Source organism: Macrococcus sp. 19Msa1099 (genome assembly GCA_019357535.2).
In the GTDB taxonomy this organism is placed as follows: Bacteria; Bacillota; Bacilli; order Staphylococcales; family Staphylococcaceae; genus Macrococcoides; species Macrococcoides psychrotolerans.
This window is the reverse complement of record CP079955.1, coordinates 1,850,137-1,868,248: the sequence shown is the minus strand read 5'-3', so window position 1 is coordinate 1,868,248 and position 18,112 is coordinate 1,850,137. Positions and strand designations below refer to the sequence as shown.

Here is an 18,112-nt window from a genome sequence, read left to right as displayed (position 1 = left end):
GTGCAGCAGATGGGAATTAGATGCCATTTTGAACTTACGAGACAACAGACACATACTGTTTCAATCGATCTTGTTGTACATAGCTTATTCTTTGCAAAGATTACTCTAGATTTTATGTTATGCAAGTTTGGATTTATATAATAGATGTGGGACTTGAACTGCCCCCTATAATATTGGAGAAAGCAGTCGCGCAATTGCTTCTTTCACACGAATAAGGAGGACACGCTGATCATAAATTTCTTTGGTGAGTTGCGAAGAAACGTGTACATCGTCTTCAAATGATTTTCGCAATTCTTTGGCTACGATATCATCGTATATAAAGGCATTCACTTCAAAATTTAATTCAAAGCTTCTAAAGTCCATGTTGGCAGTTCCGACGCTTGCAACTTCGTCATCGATGAGGAGCATCTTTGTGTGAATAAAGCCATTCTCATAAATGAAGATATTACAACCGACATTGAGAAGTTCACCGACGTTTGAATATGTAGCCCAATATACAAACGGATGGTCAGGTTTATTTGGAATCATGATATTAACTTCTACACCAGTCATTGCAGCAATTTTTAATGCATCGAGTAATGACGTATCAGGGATGAAGTAGGGAGACTGAATATATATGGATTTTTTTGCGGATGTAATCATTTTAAGATATCCGTTTTTTATATGTTGAGCAGAGGAATCCGGTCCGCTTGATACAATCTGAATGCCGATATCACCTTTGCTTGTTACATCTGGAAAGTACTTCTTGTCATAAGACATGAAGTCACGGGTAATCTGTGAATTCCAGTCCATCATAAAACGGAGCTGTAAGGCATTTACTGCATCGCCTTCTACTCTGAGATGCGTATCACGCCAGTAACCAAATTTCTTATCCAGACCCAGGTATTCATCACCGACATTAAACCCGCCGATATAGCCTATTTTACCGTCGATTACGACAATCTTACGGTGATTTCGATTATTCATTCTAAAGTTAATAAGCGGTAATTTAGAAGGAAAGAAGGATTCTACTTGCCCACCCAGTTTTTTGAACTGCTTGAATCTGGAGAGAGACAAAGTTCTTGAACCGATATCATCATAGAGCATCTTCACTTCTACACCTTCTTCAAGCTTCTTCATCAGTGCATTGAGGATTTCTAGACCGATACCATCCTTTTTGAAGATATAGTACTGAATATGAATATGATCTGTTGCGTTATGAATATCATTTAATAAAGCATCAAATTTCTTTCTGCCATCTGTTAAGATTTCCACCTTATTATCAGTGGTTAGAAAAGAGGCATAGTTGTGCAGCAACATTCTGATGATATGACTATGTTTAATAATTTCTCCAGAACGCACTTCTATATTACCATTGTCTATAGCTGTACGCTGAGCACTGACAATACGTTCTAGATCTAACCGGTCTTCATCATTTAAAGTGAATATGGTCTGATGGTTGATTTGACGACCGAACAATAGATAAAGGATGAATCCGATGATAGGTAAGAAAAATAGTACGAGTAGCCATGCCCACGTAGAGCCGGCTTGTCTTCGTTCAAAAAAGATGATGACGAAAGCTAAAAAGATGTTAAAGATGAATCCTACAAAAAATAAAATTGAGAAAATTTGTGAGTAATCAATTTGTGATAACTGCTCCAATATAACCCCTCCTAATTAAATCTATTATACATGAATAGACAGAAGCATGGTACGTAGAGTGCCATTGTAATATTTAACAAATAATTCATAAAGTTATCGATAAATTAACATAAATAAGACTATAGGCCTATGGTCAGCGATAATGATTTCGGTTACACTAGTATTAACAAATGGATTGGAGTGATTTTTATGAAACAATCGCAAGAAAAGATTAAAAGTGTTGTCACTCTGCTTTCTTCACTAGGTGTAAATATCTCAAAGACTAAGTCCCGTTTTGAGGTAATGCGTACATTACCAAATGTTGCACCTGCAAAGTTGAAATAGTACATAATAGAATAAAAACAAGCGTTCAATTCTGAACGCTTGTTTTTATTTTGATTTTAACTTCTTCAGTTGTTCGGGGTTAGAGTGGTAATAAATAGCTAATGTAACGCCAATGCCACACATGAGTGCCCATAAAGAACTTCCCCCATAACTGATAAATGGTAATGGGATTCCTGTTATCGGTACAACTTGTATCGTCATGCCGACGTTCTGGAATACGTGAAAGGCAATCATACTGATAAATCCAACAAGGAATATTGATGAAAATGGTGAGACTGTAATTTGAGCTAAGCGTACGAGATGTGTAAACAGTGCTAAAAACAATATTAAAACTATAATGGAACCGATAAACCCAAACTCTTCTCCGATAATTGAGAAAATGAAGTCCGTATGATTTTCGGGGATATACACTTCTCCGCCTTTATAACCTTTACCAAACAATCCACCAGAACCTATCGCTTTCAAGGATTCCATTAGGTGAAATCCTTCCCCGTCACTATACTGAGCAGGATTTAACCATGAGTTGATTCGGCCGAGCTGATACGTCTGTATACCAAGAATTTTCTCGATAAGTGATGGTTTATAGATAATCATCATAATAATAGAGACACCGAGCAATGAAACCGTAATAAGAAAAGGTGCGAGTATTTTCCAAGTCACACCAGAAACGATGATGATACCAAGTATGATAGCGAGCAACACAAGCATTGTTCCAAGGTCGTTCTGTAATAATATAAGTATCATTGGAATCATTGCGGTTAATCCTATTTTAAGAAGTAATATGAGGTCCGTCTGAAATGACTTGTAATATGTAAATCGATTATGATCATATACTACTTTGCTTAATGTCAGCATGAGTATGATCTTCATAAATTCAGAAGGCTGTAAGCTAAGCTTATCAAAAAATACATACCAGCTTTTTGCACCATTGATCACAGGGGTAAATGAAGATTCTGGTAGAATCAGCAGGCCTAATAAAGCGATATTTCCTAGTAAATAAATAAAGAAAGTCCACTTCTTTATTGTTTTTGGATGTATAAACATGATTGAGAGTGCGAGGGCAAATCCTAATGAATAATAAAAGACTTGTCTAAGTGCAAAGTTTGTCCCATACTGCTGACCTGTCATAGCAGAAGAGATAATTACCAGGCTGACTGTAAAGAAACCCAATATTAATATAATAAGCCACCAATCAATTCTTTCAATCCACGAACGTTTTGGTTTATTGCGAGTCTTATTTGTTGGCATGCGATTACTCCTTACCATAAATAATTATAAATTTTATTATACATAAATCATCTGAAAGTATATATAGATAAGTTACCCGAGTTTAAGGTAATTTTGTGTCACATGAAATAATGTGCATGTATCATTATATCATGATAATATTATGTTATTAACAGTTTGGAGGAATACATATGGCAAAAGAACATATTTGCATCATCTATGGAGGGAAAAGTGCGGAGCATGATGTGTCATTATTAACTGCACAATCTGTGATCAATGCGATGGATAAGGACAAATATTCAATAGATACAATATATATCACAAATGATGGTGAATGGTTAAAAGGACCTGAAATCTCTGAAACAATAGAGGATAGTGAGCGTTTAAGGTTATCTCATGTAGAGCGTTTGTCAATTTCAGAAATGTTGAATATTTCATCAACAGGAAAAGCATATGACGCAGTCTTTCCTTTATTGCACGGACCAAACGGTGAAGATGGGACAATTCAAGGATTATTTGAAGTGCTGGACATCCCTTATGTTGGTAATGGCGTTCTTGCCGCTTCAAGTTCTATGGATAAACTTGTGATGAAACAACTGTTCGCAACACGAGGGTTACCACAGTTACCTTATGTGAGTTTCTTAAAGAGTGAGTACGAGGCGCATAAGGATAATATTATTTCACTAGTAGAAGGAAAGTTAACTTATCCTGTATTCGTGAAACCTGCAAATCTAGGTTCTTCTGTCGGTATATCTAAATGTACAGATAGTAAAACATTGATTCAAGGTATCGAAGAAGCGTTGCAATTTGATAGAAAGCTAGTAATTGAACAAGGCGTTAACGCGCGTGAAGTAGAAGTTGCGGTCCTGGGGAATGATATACCAGAGACAACATTACCTGGAGAAGTTGTCAAAGATGTAGACTTCTATGATTATAAGTCGAAATATAAAGATGGCAAAGTAAAGCTTCAAATTCCGGCTGATATCTCAGAAGAGATTCAATCAGCACTAAGAAATATGGCGGTTGAAGCATTCAAAGCAACGGACTGCTCGGGGCTCGTACGTGCAGACTTCTTCCTTACTGAGGATGACAAGATTTATATTAATGAAACGAATGCGATGCCAGGATTCACGAAGTTCAGCATGTATCCGCTGCTTTGGGAGAATATGGGTAAGAGCTATAGTGAATTAATCACCGACTTAATCAATCTTGCGAAAGAAAGATATAACGACAAGAAAAATATTAAATATAAAATGGACTGATAATTATGATAAATCGATCGTTAAATTGGATAAAAACGCATACTACAGGTACGTTAGATGCGATGTATCAAGAAGTAATGATCTCTGGAGTGTCAATCGACTCTAGAAATATTGATCAAGGTGTACTGTTTATTCCTTTTAAAGGAGAACATGTGGATGGACATAAATATGTAGCAGACGCTATCGACAAAGGGGCTCATGCCGCATTATGGCAGCGTGATGCAGGAGAAATACCAAGAGACCTTCCGGTAATTGTGGTGGAAGATACACTGACTGCACTTCAGCAATTATCGAAAGCTTACTTAAAGGAAGTTGGTCCTAAAGTTATTGCAGTAACAGGTAGTAATGGTAAGACGACGACTAAGGATATGATTGAAGCGGTCTTGACACCTCACTTCAAAGTGAAGAAGACACAAGGCAATTATAATAATGAGATTGGATTACCATTAACGTTATGCCAGCTCGATGAAGATACAGAGATTTCTATTTTGGAAATGGGAATGTCTGGATTCGGAGAAATTTCATTGCTATCTCATATTGCAGAGCCACATATTGCCGCAATAACTAATATCGGCGAAAGTCATATGAGGGATCTTGGTTCAAGAGAGGGCATTGCCAAGGCAAAGTATGAAATAACGGATGGATTGAAAGGGCCATTATTCTATGATGGTGATGAAGTGCTCTTAAAACCATTAGTAAAAGATAATAAAGATGCACACCGCATAGGATTTAATGAAGACAATGAATATTATATCCATGAAATGATAATGCAAGATAAGCATGTACAATTTAAAGTAAATGATGATACATACATTGTTCCGACTTTAGGAAGCCATAATGCGCGTAATGCAACAATAGCCATTGCAATCGGCAGTTATCTAGGGTTGTCCTCAGAACAAATCAATCATAGTTTACAGCAGCTGGAGCTTACAGGAATGCGCATGGAACAACTTGAGGGCAGAGACGGTGCGTTGCTTATCAACGATGCATACAATGCGAGCCCAACGAGTATGAAAGCCGCAATTGATACGGTATCACAGATGGATAGTGAAGTGAAGATCATCGTGTTCGGTGATGTACTCGAGCTTGGAGAAGATGAAGTCATGTATCATGAACAAGTTGGTGCATATTTACAAGGTAAACAAATCGACTATGTGTTTACGACAGGTAATGCTGCACGCCATATTTCAAAAGTGGCAGAGACCTTTACGACAGTTCAGCACTTCGATACGAAAGAGGCACTTACAAATCATCTAAAAGGTATGCTCAATGCGCATACGACTGTATTATTTAAAGCGAGCAGAGGGATGAAACTTGAAACAATAATTAACGAATTATTATAACGAAAAAATAAATTTATAAACAAATGAATGAGTTAATAAAGTGAGTGGTTGTAATGAATTACAGCCATTTTATTGTGAATAATATGTGACAGAGTACGATTAAAATATTTGTAATAATTTTCATATGATGCTAATATAGAGAAGTTGAATAAGTAGGGTAGTGAAAAATTACCCGATATTAGAACATTGCGTAACATACGCAGTAATTTAAGGAAGACAAAAGGAGAAATCATATTGCAAAAATTTAGAGACCTAGGTATCAGCGAACCTACCATAAATGCGCTGGAGAAGTTGGGATTTACAGAACCTACACCGATTCAAACGGATAGTATCCCACATACGATGGCTGGCCGTGACGTACTAGGCCAAGCGCAAACTGGTACTGGTAAAACTGGTGCATTCGGTATACCTTTAATTGAAAAGGTTAAAGACCGTGAAGGGATCCAAAGTTTAATCCTGGCTCCAACACGTGAGTTAGCTGTACAGGTTGCAGAGCAGTTGAAAGCTTTCAGTCGTGGACAAGGAATCCAAGTTACAACTGTATTCGGTGGTATGCCGATTGACCGTCAGATTAGAGAACTTAAGAAGAAACCTCAAATCGTTGTAGGGACACCGGGTCGTGTCATCGACCATTTAAATCGTCGCACTTTAAAGACTGAAGATATCAATACTTTAATCTTAGACGAAGCTGACGAAATGATGAACATGGGATTCATCGATGATATGCGTTTTATCATGGATAAATTACCGAAAGAAAATCGTCAGACGATGCTTTTCTCAGCAACAATGCCTAAAGCAATTCAAGAACTTGTTCAAAAGTTCATGAAAAACCCAGTTATCGTAAAAACGATGACAAACAACGATTCAGATCCTTCAATTGAAGAGTTCTACACAATCGTTAAAGAATTAGAGAAATTTGATACATTTACAAACTTCTTAGATGTACACCAACCAGAACTTGCAATCGTATTCGGACGTACAAAACGTCGTGTAGACGAATTGACAAGTGCATTAATTTCTAAAGGTTACCGTGCTGAAGGACTACACGGTGATATTACTCAGGCGAAACGTCTTGAAGTATTAAAGAAATTTAAAAATGACCAAATTGATATTCTTGTTGCAACTGACGTAGCAGCACGTGGATTAGATATTTCAGGTGTAACGCATGTTTACAACTTTGATATTCCTCAGGATGTTGAAAGTTATACACACCGTATCGGACGTACAGGACGTGCAGGTAAGCATGGTATGGCGATTTCATTCGTTAATCCAGTTGAAATGGATTATATCCGTCAAATTGAAAAAGCGAAAAATCGTCAAATGCAGGCATTACGTCCACCAACACCAGGTGAGGTTATGAAAGCACGTGAACAAGATGTTAAATCTAAAGTAAAAGCTTGGGTTGAAGCAAATACTGAAGCACGTATCGAATCAATCGCGAAAGAATTAATCGAAGAGTACGGTGATGTGAAATTAGTAGCATCATTGTTACAAGAGTTAATTCAATCAAATAACGATGTTGATGTTCAATTAACATTCGAAAAACCACTTGGACGTAAAGGTGGCGGTAAGTCATTCCGTGGTGGCCGTTCAGGTAACCGCTCAGGTGGCGGTAACCGTAACCGTAAAGATGGCAAAGATAACCGTCGTAAAGCGTTCGATCGTGGAAGTAAAGCACCTAAAGCGAAAAAAACATTTAAAGGCAGAACCTTCGCAGATCACAAAAAATAAAGCTGTCTTGGGAGCGTTAAGCCACAAGTCAAGCCAGGACAGATGTCCTGGCTTTTTTTTGTTTGTAGGTCTTTCTATATCTTTGGTATAATTTTGAAGAATGGAGGTTGCTCATGTACGAGATTGATTTAAATAATTTTCAACCACAAGCTGCTGTTAAATATATGTATGTAAAAGCGATAATGCTATTTATATTATTCACTGTCATTTCCGGGGTAATATATTTTGTGATGCATAAATACTTGACGATTAAATATGATTTTTTAATTTTTATATTATTGCTCTATCCGTTGTACAAGCTTATTATTGGTGTCAGACTTCGCCAAAAATATACGAAGTATCAATTGAATCGAGTAACGCTTGAACTATCCAGTGGGGCATATTTTACGGAACGTATGGTATTACCTGTCGATATTATGCAGTCTGTTTGTATTAAACGTGGCTGGTTAATGCAGAAATATCGATTAGCACAAGTTACAGTATATACTCGCGGAGATAGTAATGTGATGCCGTTGATGTATGCTGATGATGCAGAGCTAATTGCATCACAAATTATAGAGAGAATAAAGGAGATTCATTATGAACAGTAAACATACCCTCCATTATTCGACGTACTTATCAAACGCATTAAAGGCGATAAAGGAGAATTTATTTCTAATTGGGATTGGTTTATTCTGGATTGTTCGTGATGGATTTACGCTAGATGCGATTCAGAATAATATGTTTGCTGTATTTATGCTGATTATTACATTGATTAATATCATACTCCGTATTATTGAAGCACGTATAACGAAATACTGGATCGAAGATGATAAATTATTGCTGGAAACAGGAATCATAAGTAAGAAGATTAAAGAGATCTATATTGGAAAGATACAGACGATTGATACGAATGCTGGTCTTGCTAATCAAATTCTTGGCGGAGTTATTATGCAGGTGCGTACAGCAGGTGATGGTATTGAACTAAACAGTATTTCTAAAAGTGAGGCTGTGCGTCTGAGTAATTTCTTAACCGAGCGTAAACGTCAATTGAGAAGTGATGCGGTAGAGGATGATGAGTCTGTTATGTCAGAGTCAGCTGCAGTTGACCATCAATTGAACGGGGATAATCGATTTGAAGTGATATATCGATTGGCGTTTAAAGACTTGCTCTTTATGAGTGTGACGAGTAGCGGCATGTTTACGGTCATTGCAATTATACTCGGTCTGTATTCACAAATCGATGAAATTATTCCGCTGGATGGTTTCTTAAATCCTGTTAAAATGTTAATTGGTGAAGGTTATGGGTATGTTATAGGTCTTTCTATAGTATTGCTAGTGATAAGCTATATTATCGGCATCTTCGTTACAGCTATAAAGTATCACCGATACACAGTGCGTTACGATGGTGAAGTGATCAACGTAAACTATGGATTGTTTGAACGTATCGATAAGTATATCGTTTTGAAAAATATTCAAAGTGTCAAAGAAACACAAAGTTATTTCAGAAAGTTGTTTAATAAGACAAAGTTTACTGTGGTTACTACAAGTGAGATGAAGAGTGAAGAAGAAATCGGTAATGACGAAATAGAGTTATTGCCATTTATTTCATATGATAAAGGGTATGAGATTGTCTGCCGACTCCTGCCTTATAACTTTAATGCTGTGAATCATGTGATTCCAAAGCGTAGTATACGCAGGTACTTTCAAGTTTCCTGGTTGTTTATTATTATCATTATGAGTGTGATTCAGTATTATTGGTTTGATTATGCCTGGATTATTGGTGCAGTACTTCTTGTATTAACATTTATTACTGCGATCATTAAGTACAAAAATTCAGGTTATGCGATTATAGATGACGAACTTTCGATCAGTAACGGTGGTTTATTATCAATGACAACAACATATATCAAAGAGCGTAATATAATAAGTTTAAGTGTCAAGAGTACACCGTTTATGAATAAAGCAGATTTACGTAATATTGAAGTTGATGTGGCTGCAGGGATGCTAGGGAGTACGACTGCTCTTGACTTTATAGAACGAGATGATGCGGCGCATATATATGAATGGTTTATGGCGAAGGAGCGTAGTGAATATGAAGCAGATGCATAAAAGTAGTATAAAGGTCATGCGCATAGGTGCATTCATTCAAGTAATGATATTTGCGTTTATAATTGCAATATTTTATTGCGTTACGTGGTACTTTGCCCTGCCAATTTCAAACATTGTATTTATCGTATTGGCAGCGCTGCTGTTACTCGACATCGTGTGGTATATAGTGTCAAAGCCAATCTTAGTTTATCGTGCAAATCACTATGACATTGGGGATGATGAGATTGTGTTATTAACAGGGATTTGGAATAAGGAGGAATTGATCGTACCATATGTTAAGATTCAAAATGTTGAAACTGAGCAAGGACCAGTAATGAAAAGATATCATTTAAAATCATTGACTGTGCATACAGCTGAGAACGGTCTTTCGATACAGCTTATTCATGAAGATGAAGCATCTATACTTAAAACATTGATCAATCAAAAAATGAGAGAAGTGGAGAACGATGATAAAGGGGATAGGGACAGATATATTAGAAATCAGCAGGATGAGTCAATATATTGATAATGACAAGTTTTTAACGCGTATATTACATCCTGATGAACGCGAACGATTTGATACGTTCCAATCTGAAAAAAGAAAAGCTGAGTATCTAGCTGGCCGTTTCTGTGTGAAAGAAGCGTATGCTAAAGCACTTGGAACAGGAATTGGCAAACTTTCTTTTCATGATATATGTTGCTTAAATGATGCGGCAGGAAAACCATATATAAAAGGTAATACGAATGCGCATGTCAGTATTGCACATACAGATACAATTGCCACAGCCTATGTTATTGTGACAAATGGAAATGTGATACTATAGATGTATTATAAATAGAGGTGAGCATATGAGTGATAGGTATTATCGTCCGACATTTGTAAACGTCAATCTAGACGCAATCCGCAGTAATTTTAAGGATATAGAAAAGCTGCATCCAAATAAGACAGTAATTGCGGTAATTAAAGCGAATGGTTATGGATTAGGTTCAGTTAATATTGCAAAGTATTTGATGGCATCAGGAACTGAGTTTTTTGCAGTTGCTACACTTGATGAAGCGATAGAACTCCGAATGCATGGTATTAAAGCAAAGATTTTAGTGCTTGGCGTAGTAGACCCCAAACATATTAGGCAGGCTTCCAGACATCGATTAGCTCTTACTGCACCAGATGCAAAGTGGGTTGAAGATGCAAGTCGTTATATAGAGGCGGAAGATAAGCCGGTCTGGCTGCATATAAAAGTGGACAGTGGAATGGGGAGAATTGGTGTGCAGACAAAGCAGGCATATGATGCGGCTGTCGATAAAGTGGCTGCAGTTGAGCAATTTATCTTCGAAGGTGTGTTTACACATTTTAGTTCTGCAGATGAGGATAATACGCTTACGGAATGTGCGTATGATAAGTTCCTCGGCATTATTAATGACAATAAGCCACAATATATTCATTGTCAGAACAGCGCAGCAACATTGCGCTATGACTGTTCAGAATGTAATGCTGTAAGATTAGGTATTAGTCTTTATGGTTATTATCCGTCCGAATTTATTAGAGCTGTCAGTAACGTGAAGCTACAACCAGCAGTGCAGCTGGTCTCTACTGCTTGTTTCATTAAACATATCAAGTCGGGTGATACGGTAAGCTATGGCGCTACTTACACTGCGCAAAGCAACCAAGTTGTTGCAACGTTCCCGATTGGGTATGCTGATGGTCTGCCTCGTGCGATGCAAGGTTATAATATAAATTTAGAAGGTACTGAAGTTCCGATTATCGGTCGCGTATGTATGGATCAGATGATGGCACGCGTACCAGACGATACACCATTAGGTGCACAATGTATCATAATTGATGATAACGCTGATAGCAATCAGTCATTAGAGCGTGTTGCACAACAACTCGGGACAATTACTTATGAAGTGCTTACATCTTTAAGTCGCAGGCTGCCGAAACGATACTATATCGCAGATGATGTAGAAGTATATAATGAACTTATGAAATAACTGTTGTCATTTAATCGCTTTTTGATAAAATGTAAGTAATCGGACGATGGAGGTAAAGATATGAGCCAGAAGCTAGAACAAATGCTGATAGAAGGTTATCAATCAATGGCAGAGATAAATTTATCGATAGCATCAGAACATTATGTATTAGAATGTGAAGTTACTGATAACTATCAGACATATACCTTTGATGGTGAATAGATGAAACGCGGAGATGTTTATTTAGCTGATCTGTCACCAGTGAAGGGGTCTGAACAAGGCGGTAAACGCCCCGTCGTTATTATTCAGAATAATATTGGGAATAAACATAGTCCTACAGTGATTGTAGCAGCAATTACTGCAAAGATTAATAAGGCGAAAATCCCCACCCATGTTGAAATTGGCAAGACAACGCATCGCTTAGAAAAGGATTCGGTAATACTGCTGGAACAAATTAGAACCATTGATAAGAATAGGTTGATTGATCATTTAACTGTGCTTGATAAGGCGAAGATGAAAGAAGTGGATACTGCACTTATAATTAGTTTGGGTTTATCAATCGATAGTGAATAGACTTTAGGAAATACCTAAAGTCTTTTTTTGTGAAAGGGAGGGAATGGGATGCGTCAAATTGAAAAGATAGTTTCAAGATATATTGATATATTGGAGACATATATTACGACACGTGATGAAAAAGATCTAGAACCATTACAAGCATTGAGCTTTGAGGCAATCGAACTCGATATCTCTCCAGAAGAAATTGTGATGCTTCATAAAGATTTAATTAATGAGAAATCATATAGTGCAATCGAACAACAATATGGTATGGATGTTCTTACAGAAATGATTATAGGGTTCGGATTTACGTATCGAGATTATAAGGCGCTCGTTAAAGTGATGGAAGCACACGACAAAGAGATGGATGTAGCGGCAAGTCTTCAATCAACAATGTTGAAGACCCAGATACCACATCTGGATAAGATTGAAATTGGTGCAATCAGTGTCCCGGCTCACCGAGTTAACGGGGACTATTTTAATTTAATCGACCATAAAGATGGGACGATGAGTTTCGCAGTAGCTGATGTTATCGGTAAAGGGATTCCTGCTGCACTTGCCATGAGTATGATTAAATTTGGAATGGATTCGTATGGTCATTCCCAGTTGCCAAGTGATGGCTTAAAGCGACTGAATCGCGTAGTCGAGAAGAATATAAACCAGAACATGTTTGTGACGATGTTTTATGGATTGTACGAAGAAGTGAATAATAAATTTTATTATGCATCTGCAGGTCATGAGCCGGGTCATATATATCGAAGTAAGACTGATAGTTTTGAAGAGTTGTCTGCACGAGGTCTTGTACTTGGCATACATCCTTCTACACGCTATGACCAAGAAGAAATCGATATCGAAATTGGAGATATGGTCATTGTATTCACGGATGGTGTTTCTGAAATACGTAAGTTAGATGGAGGGTTTATTAATACGAGTGAATTATTAAGTCTAATTGGTAAGTATAAGGACTTGCATCCACAAGATATCGTGCAAATTGTATATGAGGAGCTTCTGAAGATTGGAGATCCTAAGAAAAAAGATGATTTAACGATATTAATCATAAAAAGAATAAAATAACGGTTTATAATTTTTAGTTTTGGGTATTTCTAACAGAGAATATACAAAAAATAATATCTCATAAAGTAGGGAGAAAAGCTATGAATTTAAAGATAGATACAACAGAGCACGACGCTTATTATGAAATTAATGTAGCGGGTGAACTGGATGTTGCGACTGTACCAGAATTGCAAGAAGTTTTAATTCCAATCAGACAGCAAGGGACACATGATATTCATCTACGTATTGATGAAGTAACTTATATGGATAGTACAGGACTAGGTTTATTTGTTGGAACGTTGAAAGAACTTAATAAAAATAATAAAGAGTTATATGTATTAGGTGTGAACAAACGTATAGAAAGATTATTTGACATCACTGGTTTAAAAGATTTAATGCATGTAAATCAACCGGTGGAGGGGTAATTTTATGGAAAGATATGATTATGTTGAAATGAGATTTCCTGCAACTGCAGAATACGTAGGGCTTGTCCGTCTGACATTATCAGGGATATTAAACCGTGCGGGTGCAAACTATGACGAGATAGAAGATACAAAGATTGCAGTAAGTGAAGCGGTAACAAATGCTGTTAAACATGCTTATAAAGATGATGTTCAAGGAGATGTGCTCGTTGGTTATGTTATCTTTGATGATAAAGTAGAGGTTATTGTATCTGATTCAGGTACAAGCTTTGATTATGAACGTACGAAATCAGAACTTGGACCATATGAAGAAAATGAGAATATTGACTTTATACGCGAAGGTGGCCTCGGCTTGTTTTTAATCGAGTCATTAATGGACGAGGTAAACGTAAAGAAAGACAGTGGTGTCACAATTAGTATGACGAAGTATATAACGGAGGAGCAGGTGTAGCCTGATGGGTAGTGAGAATTATAATGATGTAACACCAGAAGAGATCAATGCATGGATTAAGTTATATCAAGATACCCAGGATGAATTTGCACAGCAAGAGCTCGTGCTGCACTATCAAAAACTAGTTGAGTCGTTAGCATATCGGTACTCCAAAGGACAAAGTCATCATGAAGACCTTGTTCAAGTAGGTATGGTAGGATTGCTTGGTGCAATAAATAGGTTTGATGTTACCTTTGAAAGAAAGTTTGAAGCTTTTTTAGTACCTACAGTAATCGGAGAGATTAAACGCTATTTACGAGATAAGACATGGAGTGTCCATGTGCCACGTCGCATTAAAGAGATTGGACCGAAGATTAAACGTGCTACAGATGAATTAACGAATGAACTTGGTCGGTCGCCTAAGATTATCGAAATCGCGCAGCGCATAGAAGCAACCGAAGAAGAAGTACTTGAAGCGATGGAGATGGGTCAGAGTTATAATGCGTTAAGTGTGGATCATTCGATTGAAGCGGATAAGGATGGCTCAACAGTTACATTGCTTGATGTAATGGGCAATACTGAAGAAGGTTATGACTTGACCGAGAAACGTATGATTCTTGAGAAAGTATTACCGATTCTGTCAGATAGAGAAAGAGAAATCATTCAATGCACATTTCTTGATGGCCTAAGCCAAAAAGAAACGGGTGAGAAGATAGGCTTAAGTCAGATGCATGTCTCACGTCTACAACGTACTGCGATTAAGAAACTACGTGATGCGGTACAAAACAGCTAATATATAACAAGCTGGAACGCACTGTTCCAGCTTATTTTTTATGTTAAAATTAATATATTATTTCGAGGAGGCTATTATGGAACAGCATGTTATTAATTTAATTCTAGAAAAACTACCTTATAAGAAAGAGCAGATTACTTCTGTATTGAAGTTACTGGAAGAGAAAAATACTGTACCGTTTATTGCGAGATATCGTAAAGAAGTAACAGGTGGACTAGATGAAGTGGAAATAAAAGACATTGAAACAGAATACCGCTATATGGAAAACATGCAGAAGCGAAAAGAAGATGTTGTGCGTTCGATTGAAGAGCAAGGGATGCTTACAGATGAATTAAAGAAAGAGATAATGGAACAGACGAAACTGCAGCGTGTGGAAGATCTATACCGCCCGTTTAAACAGAAGAAAAAGACACGTGCCACAGAAGCGAAGCGTAAAGGATTAGAACCTTTAGCGAAATTAATGCTTAATTATGAAGAGGTTGATAAAAAAGCTAAAGATTTTATTACAGAAGAAGTCACTACTGTTGAAGAAGCGATGAATGGTGCGATTGATATTATTGCAGAGATGATTTCTGATGAACCGAAATACCGTGCATTTATTTTAGGTTATGTTGAAAAAAACGGTGAAATTACAACTTCAAAGAAGAAAAAGGCAGAGGATGAAAAAGGCGTATTCGAAATGTATTACGAATATAGTGAACGTATCAATAAAATTGTGCCGCATAGAATACTTGCCATAAATCGCGGTGAAAAAGAGGATGTACTTAAAGTAGATATCTCGGTTGATGAAACGGCGATTGTTCGCTACTTAAGAAAACAGATGATGGAGCGAGAAAGTATATACATAGCCCGTGCAATTGAAGAAAGTTTAAAGCGATTAATCCTACCTTCTATTTATCGAGAAGTTCGAAATGAATTAACGGAGAAAGCTGAATCACAAGCGATTGAAATCTTTTCGGTAAATTTAGAGAATTTATTATTGCAGGCACCATTAAAAGGTAAGATGATTCTTGGGTTAGATCCAGCATATCGTACGGGGTGTAAGTTGGCGGTCATTAATCCATTCGGTACATTTGTTGAGAAGAGCGTAGTATATCCGCACCCTCCGGTTAGTGAGAAAGACAAAGCGAAGAAAATCGTATTGAATTTAATAAAAAAGCATAATGTTGAGCTGATTGCAATCGGTAACGGCACGGCAAGCAGAGAGTCAGAGCAATTTATCGCTGAGATTATAAAAGAAAATAATTTAGAGACGAAGTATATCATTGTAAACGAAGCAGGGGCATCTGTATATTCGGCAAGTGATCTGGCACGAGCTGAATTTCCGGACTTCCAGGTAGAAGAGCGAAGTGCTGTATCCATTGGTCGTCGTGTACAAGATCCGTTGTCAGAACTTGTAAAGATTGATCCGAAGTCAATTGGGGTGGGTCAATATCAGCATGATGTCAATCAGAAATCGTTAAATGAAGCACTGACATTCGTAGTAGAAACTGCGGTAAATAAAGTCGGAGTTAATGTGAATACAGCATCGGCACCATTATTACAGTATGTATCAGGTTTATCTAAAAGCGTAGCAGAAAACATCATCAACTATAGAATCGAGAATGGACCAATAAAACATCATAAAGAAATTGCGAAGATTAAAAGACTCGGCAAGAAGACGTTTGAACAAAGTATCGGCTTTATGCGTATACCTGATGGAGAAGAGCCGCTTGATAACACAGGTATTCACCCTGAGAGTTATAAAGCGACTTACGCATTGTTAAAGAAATTATCTTTGACTGCAGATGATCTAGGAAGCGATAAATTAAAAGGAAGTATTATTAAAATAGATGTACACAGTACAGCGGATGAGCTTGGTATCGGTGCGCCGACGCTGGAAGATATCATTACTGCGTTGATGGCGCCAGGAAGAGATCCACGTGAAGACTTTGAGACACCACTACTTAAATCTGATGTGCTTTCTATAGAAGATTTAAGAAAAGGAATGAAATTATCAGGTACAGTCCGTAACGTTGTTGACTTTGGAGCGTTCGTTGACATCGGTGTGAAGCAGGACGGCCTTGTACATATTTCTAAGCTCTCTGACCGTTTCGTAAAGCATCCGACAGATGTAGTATCTGTTGGTGATATTGTTGAAGTATGGATAGAAGATATTATGCATGATAAAGGTAAGGTTGCACTTACAATGATAAATCCTGATGGAAAATAAAGCACTGCAATCACTTGTACAGGGTATTTCTCTTGAATACTTTAATAAACCATTTCTGCATCAAGCAGTATTTAATAACAGACTACGTACGACAGGCGGGCGCTATATGCTTCAAAATCATAATATAGAAATTAGTATGAAGCAGTTTGAAGCGTATGGTGAGGAAGCAATCATTGACATTATTAAACATGAACTTGTACATTATCATCTTCATATAGAAGGAAAGGGTTACAAACATCGTGATAGAGACTTTAAACAGCTAGCGCAACAAGTGGGAGCACCTCGTTTTTGTAATCCTTTGCCGGATGCACATTTTAAATACCTTTATAGGTGTAAAAGATGCAATAATGAATTCCCCAGAAAGAGGCGGATGTCGATTCATAAATATCGCTGCAAGTGTGGTGGGCAGTTGAAAGAAATATTAAATTGAAAGATTATAAAGCAAGAAAGGTCTAATTTTGAGTAGATATTACTCGAAATTAGACCTTTTTCTATCTTGAGAGAGGTAAAATTTACACTTTGGCATTTTATTATAAAATAGTGTTGACTTTATTAATAAAACGTTATAAGATTAATATCGTTGTTGAAACAAGGCCCCTTGGTCAAGCGGTTAAGACACCGCCCTTTCACGGCGGTAACACGGGTTCGAATCCCGTAGGGGTCACTTTTAATAATTAACACTCTTAATAACAAATTAATAAAGTTAAAAAAACTTTTAAAAAGTTGTTGACTTATTAATGAATACGAGATATAATAAATCTTGTCGTTAAAAGAGATAAGCAAGTGAAACATGCCAACGCGCGATCGTGGCGGAACGGCAGACGCGCTAGGTTGAGGGCCTAGTAGGAGTATTCCTGTGGAGGTTCAAATCCTCTCGGTCGCACTTACTTTTAACCAATTATATATGCGGGTGTAGTTTAGTGGTAAAACCTCAGCCTTCCAAGCTGATGTTGTCGGTTCGATTCCGATCACCCGCTCCATTTACTTTTATGAATGAGAAATGAACATTGAAAACTGAATGACAATATGTCAACGTTAATTCCAATAATTTGAGTGATTAAGTTCACTCCCAAGAGTG

General features: G+C 37.2%; 19 protein-coding genes and 3 tRNA genes. 20 read left to right on the top strand and 2 right to left on the bottom strand.

Going from position 1 to position 18,112, the window contains the following annotated elements:
• Positions 1 to 165: 165 nt before the first annotated feature.
• Positions 166 to 1,641 carry a cardiolipin synthase gene (cls, locus tag KYI10_09955; protein QYA33967.2) on the bottom strand — a complete coding sequence of 492 codons (1,476 nt, stop codon included), beginning with the start codon at positions 1,639 to 1,641 and terminating at the stop codon, positions 166 to 168.
• A gap of 189 nt (positions 1,642 to 1,830) precedes the next feature.
• On the opposite strand from cls, the gene KYI10_12665 reads away from it, so the two are divergent.
• On the top strand, positions 1,831 to 1,965 hold the full coding sequence (locus KYI10_12665; protein XBW67566.1) for an Lmo0850 family protein: 135 nt from the start codon (positions 1,831 to 1,833) through the stop codon (positions 1,963 to 1,965).
• A 45-nt stretch (positions 1,966 to 2,010) separates the two neighbouring features.
• Here KYI10_12665 and KYI10_09950 read toward each other — a convergent pair whose 3' ends face one another.
• Positions 2,011 to 3,213 (bottom strand): FtsW/RodA/SpoVE family cell cycle protein, encoded by a 1,203-nt coding sequence (locus KYI10_09950; GenBank protein ID QYA32642.1) that lies wholly within the window; start codon positions 3,211 to 3,213, stop codon positions 2,011 to 2,013.
• Between the two features lie 170 nt (positions 3,214 to 3,383).
• Here KYI10_09950 and KYI10_09945 point away from each other — a divergent pair, with 170 nt between their 5' ends.
• From KYI10_09945 to KYI10_09855, 19 genes are all read left to right on the top strand, one after another.
• Positions 3,384 to 4,454, top strand: a complete 1,071-nt coding sequence (locus KYI10_09945) for a D-alanine--D-alanine ligase (GenBank protein ID QYA32641.1) — start codon at positions 3,384 to 3,386, stop codon at positions 4,452 to 4,454.
• Between the two features lie 5 nt (positions 4,455 to 4,459).
• Positions 4,460 to 5,797: a UDP-N-acetylmuramoyl-tripeptide--D-alanyl-D-alanine ligase gene (murF, locus tag KYI10_09940; GenBank protein QYA32640.1), complete on the top strand. Its 1,338-nt coding sequence runs from the start codon at positions 4,460 to 4,462 to the stop codon at positions 5,795 to 5,797.
• Between the two features lie 234 nt (positions 5,798 to 6,031).
• Positions 6,032 to 7,528 (top strand): DEAD/DEAH box helicase, encoded by a 1,497-nt coding sequence (locus KYI10_09935; protein QYA32639.1) that lies wholly within the window; start codon positions 6,032 to 6,034, stop codon positions 7,526 to 7,528.
• Positions 7,529 to 7,641: 113 nt separating this feature from the next.
• Entirely contained in the window at positions 7,642 to 8,118 is a 477-nt protein-coding gene (locus KYI10_09930) for a PH domain-containing protein (GenBank protein ID QYA32638.1), read from the top strand.
• The gene (locus tag KYI10_09925) at positions 8,108 to 9,619 is read left to right on the top strand and encodes a PH domain-containing protein (GenBank protein ID QYA32637.1); all 1,512 of its coding nucleotides are present in this window, start codon (positions 8,108 to 8,110) and stop codon (positions 9,617 to 9,619) included. Before KYI10_09930 ends, KYI10_09925 begins: the two co-directional genes overlap by 11 nt.
• Positions 9,603 to 10,124, top strand: a complete 522-nt coding sequence (locus KYI10_09920) for a PH domain-containing protein (protein ID QYA32636.1) — start codon at positions 9,603 to 9,605, stop codon at positions 10,122 to 10,124. The genes KYI10_09925 and KYI10_09920 overlap by 17 nt, the downstream gene beginning before the upstream one ends.
• The gene (gene acpS / locus KYI10_09915; protein QYA32635.1) at positions 10,066 to 10,422 is read left to right on the top strand and encodes a holo-ACP synthase; all 357 of its coding nucleotides are present in this window, start codon (positions 10,066 to 10,068) and stop codon (positions 10,420 to 10,422) included. Before KYI10_09920 ends, acpS begins: the two co-directional genes overlap by 59 nt.
• 25 nt (positions 10,423 to 10,447) lie before the next feature.
• A complete protein-coding gene (gene alr, locus KYI10_09910; GenBank protein ID QYA32634.1) occupies positions 10,448 to 11,590 on the top strand; it encodes an alanine racemase in 1,143 nt (380 codons plus the stop codon).
• 60 nt (positions 11,591 to 11,650) lie between these two features.
• Entirely contained in the window at positions 11,651 to 11,791 is a 141-nt protein-coding gene (locus KYI10_09905; GenBank protein ID QYA32633.1) for an antitoxin MazE, read from the top strand.
• On the top strand, positions 11,792 to 12,142 hold the full coding sequence (locus tag KYI10_09900) for a type II toxin-antitoxin system PemK/MazF family toxin (protein ID QYA32632.1): 351 nt from the start codon (positions 11,792 to 11,794) through the stop codon (positions 12,140 to 12,142).
• Between the two features lie 48 nt (positions 12,143 to 12,190).
• Entirely contained in the window at positions 12,191 to 13,198 is a 1,008-nt protein-coding gene (locus tag KYI10_09895; protein ID QYA32631.1) for a PP2C family protein-serine/threonine phosphatase, read from the top strand.
• A gap of 80 nt (positions 13,199 to 13,278) precedes the next feature.
• On the top strand, positions 13,279 to 13,602 hold the full coding sequence (locus tag KYI10_09890) for an anti-sigma factor antagonist (GenBank protein QYA32630.1): 324 nt from the start codon (positions 13,279 to 13,281) through the stop codon (positions 13,600 to 13,602).
• 4 nt (positions 13,603 to 13,606) lie between these two features.
• Positions 13,607 to 14,050, top strand: a complete 444-nt coding sequence (gene rsbW, locus KYI10_09885) for an anti-sigma B factor RsbW (protein ID QYA32629.1) — start codon at positions 13,607 to 13,609, stop codon at positions 14,048 to 14,050.
• Between the two features lie 4 nt (positions 14,051 to 14,054).
• Positions 14,055 to 14,822, top strand: a complete 768-nt coding sequence (gene sigB / locus KYI10_09880) for an RNA polymerase sigma factor SigB (GenBank protein ID QYA32628.1) — start codon at positions 14,055 to 14,057, stop codon at positions 14,820 to 14,822.
• A gap of 76 nt (positions 14,823 to 14,898) precedes the next feature.
• A complete protein-coding gene (locus tag KYI10_09875; GenBank protein ID QYA32627.1) occupies positions 14,899 to 17,034 on the top strand; it encodes a Tex family protein in 2,136 nt (711 codons plus the stop codon).
• A complete protein-coding gene (locus KYI10_09870) occupies positions 17,024 to 17,464 on the top strand; it encodes a SprT family protein (GenBank protein QYA32626.1) in 441 nt (146 codons plus the stop codon). Before KYI10_09875 ends, KYI10_09870 begins: the two co-directional genes overlap by 11 nt.
• Before the next feature lie 162 nt (positions 17,465 to 17,626).
• Positions 17,627 to 17,698 (top strand) — tRNA-Glu (locus KYI10_09865).
• A gap of 136 nt (positions 17,699 to 17,834) precedes the next feature.
• Positions 17,835 to 17,917, top strand: a tRNA-Leu gene (locus tag KYI10_09860).
• 23 nt (positions 17,918 to 17,940) lie between these two features.
• Positions 17,941 to 18,014: transfer RNA gene (locus KYI10_09855), tRNA-Gly, on the top strand.
• Positions 18,015 to 18,112: the final 98 nt, after the last annotated feature.

What these genes read in the sequence shown, in the direction of transcription:
- KYI10_09870 (QYA32626.1), top strand. Translation starts at nt 17,024, where the DNA reads ATGGAAAATAAAGCACTGCAATCACTTGTACAGGGTATTTCTCTTGAA.
- KYI10_12665 (XBW67566.1), top strand. Translation starts at nt 1,831, where the DNA reads ATGAAACAATCGCAAGAAAAGATTAAAAGTGTTGTCACTCTGCTTTCT.
- KYI10_09905 (QYA32633.1), top strand. Translation starts at nt 11,651, where the DNA reads ATGAGCCAGAAGCTAGAACAAATGCTGATAGAAGGTTATCAATCAATG.
- acpS (QYA32635.1), top strand. Translation starts at nt 10,066, where the DNA reads ATGATAAAGGGGATAGGGACAGATATATTAGAAATCAGCAGGATGAGT.
- KYI10_09925 (QYA32637.1), top strand. Translation starts at nt 8,108, where the DNA reads ATGAACAGTAAACATACCCTCCATTATTCGACGTACTTATCAAACGCA.
- KYI10_09895 (QYA32631.1), top strand. Translation starts at nt 12,191, where the DNA reads ATGCGTCAAATTGAAAAGATAGTTTCAAGATATATTGATATATTGGAG.
- murF (QYA32640.1), top strand. Translation starts at nt 4,460, where the DNA reads ATGATAAATCGATCGTTAAATTGGATAAAAACGCATACTACAGGTACG.
- sigB (QYA32628.1), top strand. Translation starts at nt 14,055, where the DNA reads ATGGGTAGTGAGAATTATAATGATGTAACACCAGAAGAGATCAATGCA.
- KYI10_09900 (QYA32632.1), top strand. Translation starts at nt 11,792, where the DNA reads ATGAAACGCGGAGATGTTTATTTAGCTGATCTGTCACCAGTGAAGGGG.
- alr (QYA32634.1), top strand. Translation starts at nt 10,448, where the DNA reads ATGAGTGATAGGTATTATCGTCCGACATTTGTAAACGTCAATCTAGAC.
- KYI10_09890 (QYA32630.1), top strand. Translation starts at nt 13,279, where the DNA reads ATGAATTTAAAGATAGATACAACAGAGCACGACGCTTATTATGAAATT.
- KYI10_09950 (QYA32642.1), bottom strand. Translation starts at nt 3,213, where the DNA reads ATGCCAACAAATAAGACTCGCAATAAACCAAAACGTTCGTGGATTGAA.
- KYI10_09920 (QYA32636.1), top strand. Translation starts at nt 9,603, where the DNA reads ATGAAGCAGATGCATAAAAGTAGTATAAAGGTCATGCGCATAGGTGCA.
- KYI10_09945 (QYA32641.1), top strand. Translation starts at nt 3,384, where the DNA reads ATGGCAAAAGAACATATTTGCATCATCTATGGAGGGAAAAGTGCGGAG.
- KYI10_09875 (QYA32627.1), top strand. Translation starts at nt 14,899, where the DNA reads ATGGAACAGCATGTTATTAATTTAATTCTAGAAAAACTACCTTATAAG.
- rsbW (QYA32629.1), top strand. Translation starts at nt 13,607, where the DNA reads ATGGAAAGATATGATTATGTTGAAATGAGATTTCCTGCAACTGCAGAA.
- KYI10_09930 (QYA32638.1), top strand. Translation starts at nt 7,642, where the DNA reads ATGTACGAGATTGATTTAAATAATTTTCAACCACAAGCTGCTGTTAAA.